The organism is Longimicrobium sp., from assembly GCF_036554565.1.
Taxonomy (GTDB): domain Bacteria; phylum Gemmatimonadota; class Gemmatimonadetes; order Longimicrobiales; family Longimicrobiaceae; genus Longimicrobium.
This window is the reverse complement of the sequence record NZ_DATBNB010000166.1, coordinates 1-2404: the sequence shown is the minus strand read 5'-3', so window position 1 is coordinate 2404 and position 2404 is coordinate 1. Positions and strand designations below refer to the sequence as shown.

General features: G+C 70.1%; 3 protein-coding genes. All 3 read left to right on the top strand.

Features of this window, described 5'->3' with window-relative positions; genetic code table 11:
* The first annotated feature begins 95 nt into the window (after nucleotides 1–95).
* Entirely contained in the window at nucleotides 96–536 is a 441-nt protein-coding gene (locus VIB55_RS04580) for a transcriptional repressor (RefSeq protein ID WP_331875488.1), read from the top strand.
* 64 nt (nucleotides 537–600) lie between these two features.
* On the top strand, nucleotides 601–1110 hold the full coding sequence (locus tag VIB55_RS04575; RefSeq protein WP_331875487.1) for a CPCC family cysteine-rich protein: 510 nt from the start codon (nucleotides 601–603) through the stop codon (nucleotides 1108–1110).
* Nucleotides 1103–2404 (top strand): FAD-binding oxidoreductase (locus VIB55_RS04570; RefSeq protein ID WP_331875486.1); only part of this gene is annotated, 1302 nt, incomplete at its 3' end. The genes VIB55_RS04575 and VIB55_RS04570, both read left to right, overlap by 8 nt.

The window sequence follows — 2404 nt, the reverse complement described above, 5'->3', positions numbered from 1 at the left end:
ATCTCCCGCCATCCCTAGCTTGGATAGAGCGAAATCCTTGCCCTTGCTGCGCTTCTGTTCACCTTCTTCGCTTTCGTCCTTTCGCACCGAGCACGATGCCCATCACCGCACGCATGTCGCCGGACCAGTTGGACGCGGTTCTCCGCGAGGCGCTCGAGGCCAACGGCCAGCGCTTCACGGAGCAGCGCGCCGCCGTGTACCGCTTCCTGCGAGGCACCACGGACCATCCGTCCGCGGACGAGGTGTTCACCGCCGTGCGCGGCGACATCACCGACATCTCGCTGGCGACGGTGTACAAGGCGCTGGAAACCCTGGTGAGCTGCAGCCTTGCCGTGAAGCTGACGTACGGCGACGGCTCCGCCCGCTACGACGCGCGCACCGACGACCACTACCACTCCCGCTGCCTGGTGTGCGGGCAGGTGCGCGACGTGCCCGGCGAGCCCCACGAACTGCTGCCGCACATCGATGCCGGAGCGGGGTTCCAGGTGCGTGGCTACCGCGTGGAGGTCGTGGGCCTGTGCCCAGCCTGTGCCTGATGGCGCCCTCCGCCGGCCCGATGCACGCTCCCCAGCCGGGGAGCGTTTTTCGTTTCCGAGGCGGATGACGGCCGATGCGCGTTTTTCGGTCGGCGGCGCGTTCTACATCCCCGAGCGTGGATGCGTGATCGTGCACGGGTCGATCGTTTCAGGCCAGCTCGCTCCCGGGATGATCGTCGCCACCGGCCCTCCCCGGGGCGCGCGCTTCCAGGAGCCCATCCACGCCATCGGGAGCGTTCGCCCCCGCGCGGACGACCCCGAAGAAGTCGCGCTCGTCTTCCCGTGCCTGCATCCGCACTCCGGCGTGTGGTGGCCGCCCCTCTTCGCGCCCGGGCAGGTGCTCCTCATCCCCGTCGATCCCGTCCTTTACCCCTGCCACTGCTGCGGATTCCATACGCTCTCGGAAGCGGAGCGCGGCACATACGAGATCTGCCGCGTCTGTGGGTGGGAGGACGACGGCGCGCAATCCGATGACCCCGACTACCGGGGCGGCGCCAACACCGAGAGCCTGAACGAGGCCCGCGCCGCTTTTCGGGCCGCGCATCCACACCTGTTCCCATCGCCTGATGCGTGATCCGTTCGAGGCCCCCGCTGTGTCTCTCCCCGACGGCCGTCCGCCGGCGTTCCGGGGCGAGTTCTGCGTAGAGGAGGCGCGGCGCACGGAATTCTCCGAGCACTCCGGGATCCTGCGCTCCGTCCCTGCCGCCATCGCCGTGCCGGTAGACGCGGACGATGTCTCGGCCCTGCTGCGCTGGGCGTGGGACCACCGCGTGCCCGTGGTGCCGCGGGGCGCGGGAACGGGGATGCCGGGCGGGAACATCGGGCCGGGGGTGGTGGTGGACCTGGCGACGCACTTCCGGCGGGTGGGGGAGGTGGATACCGAAAGGCGCACGATGCTGGTGCAGCCCGGTGCGACCCTGGCCGAGGTGAACGCCGCCGCCAGCCGCCACGGGCTGCACTTTCCCGTGGACCCGTCCAGCGCCGAACGCGCCACGATGGGTGGTCTGATCGCCAACAACTCCGGCGGCGCCCACACCGTCCGCCACGGCTCCACCCGACGCTGGGTGCAGTCCGTGGACGTCGTCTGGGACGATGGCACCCGGTCCACGCTGACGCGCGGCGTCGCTGCAGACGAACAGACCCGCACCCGCCTGGCCCGTGTGGACGCGGCGATCGGCCCGCGGCGCGATTGGATCGATCGCACGTGGCCGCGGGTGCGCAAGAATTCGTCGGGCTACGCGTTGCGCGAGTACCTGCAGACCGGAGATGCGGTGGACCTGCTCGTCGGGAGTGAGGGGACGCTGGGGATGGTGGTGGGCGCGACGGTCCGGCTGGAGCCCATTGCCGCGCACCGTGGGCTGTCGCTGGTGGAGTTCACGGATCTTGAAGCGGCGGGCGCGGCCGTGCTGCGCATCCTGGAGCTGGGCCCCGCCACGTGCGAGATGATCGACCGCACGTTCATCGACCTGGTGCGCGAGTCGGGCGAGGACCCCGGCTACCCGCTTGGCGAAGGACTGGAGGCGATCCTGTTCGTGGAGATGGCGGGCGAATCGGTGGAGGCCGTCGCGGATGCACTGGAGCGGGTGCGCGCGGAGATGGCCGGCGTGGCGCACCGCGTGTCCGTGGCCGTGGACCCTCACCAGCAGGAGCGGTTCTGGCACGTGAGGCACGCCGCCAGCCCCCTGATCGCCAGGATGGCCGGCGGGCGTGTGTCCATGCAGTTCATCGAGGACGGCGTGGTGCCGGTGGACCGCCTTCCCGACTACATCCGCCTGTTGAGAGCCATGCTGCAGCGGCATGCGCTGCCTGCCGTCATTTTCGGCCACGCGGGCGACGGGAACCTGCACGTAAACCCGCTGGTGGACGTC

Coding starts and splice junctions, on each gene's coding strand:
- VIB55_RS04580 (WP_331875488.1), top strand. CDS start 96: ATGCCCATCACCGCACGCATGTCGCCGGACCAGTTGGACGCGGTTCTC.
- VIB55_RS04575 (WP_331875487.1), top strand. CDS start 601: ATGACGGCCGATGCGCGTTTTTCGGTCGGCGGCGCGTTCTACATCCCC.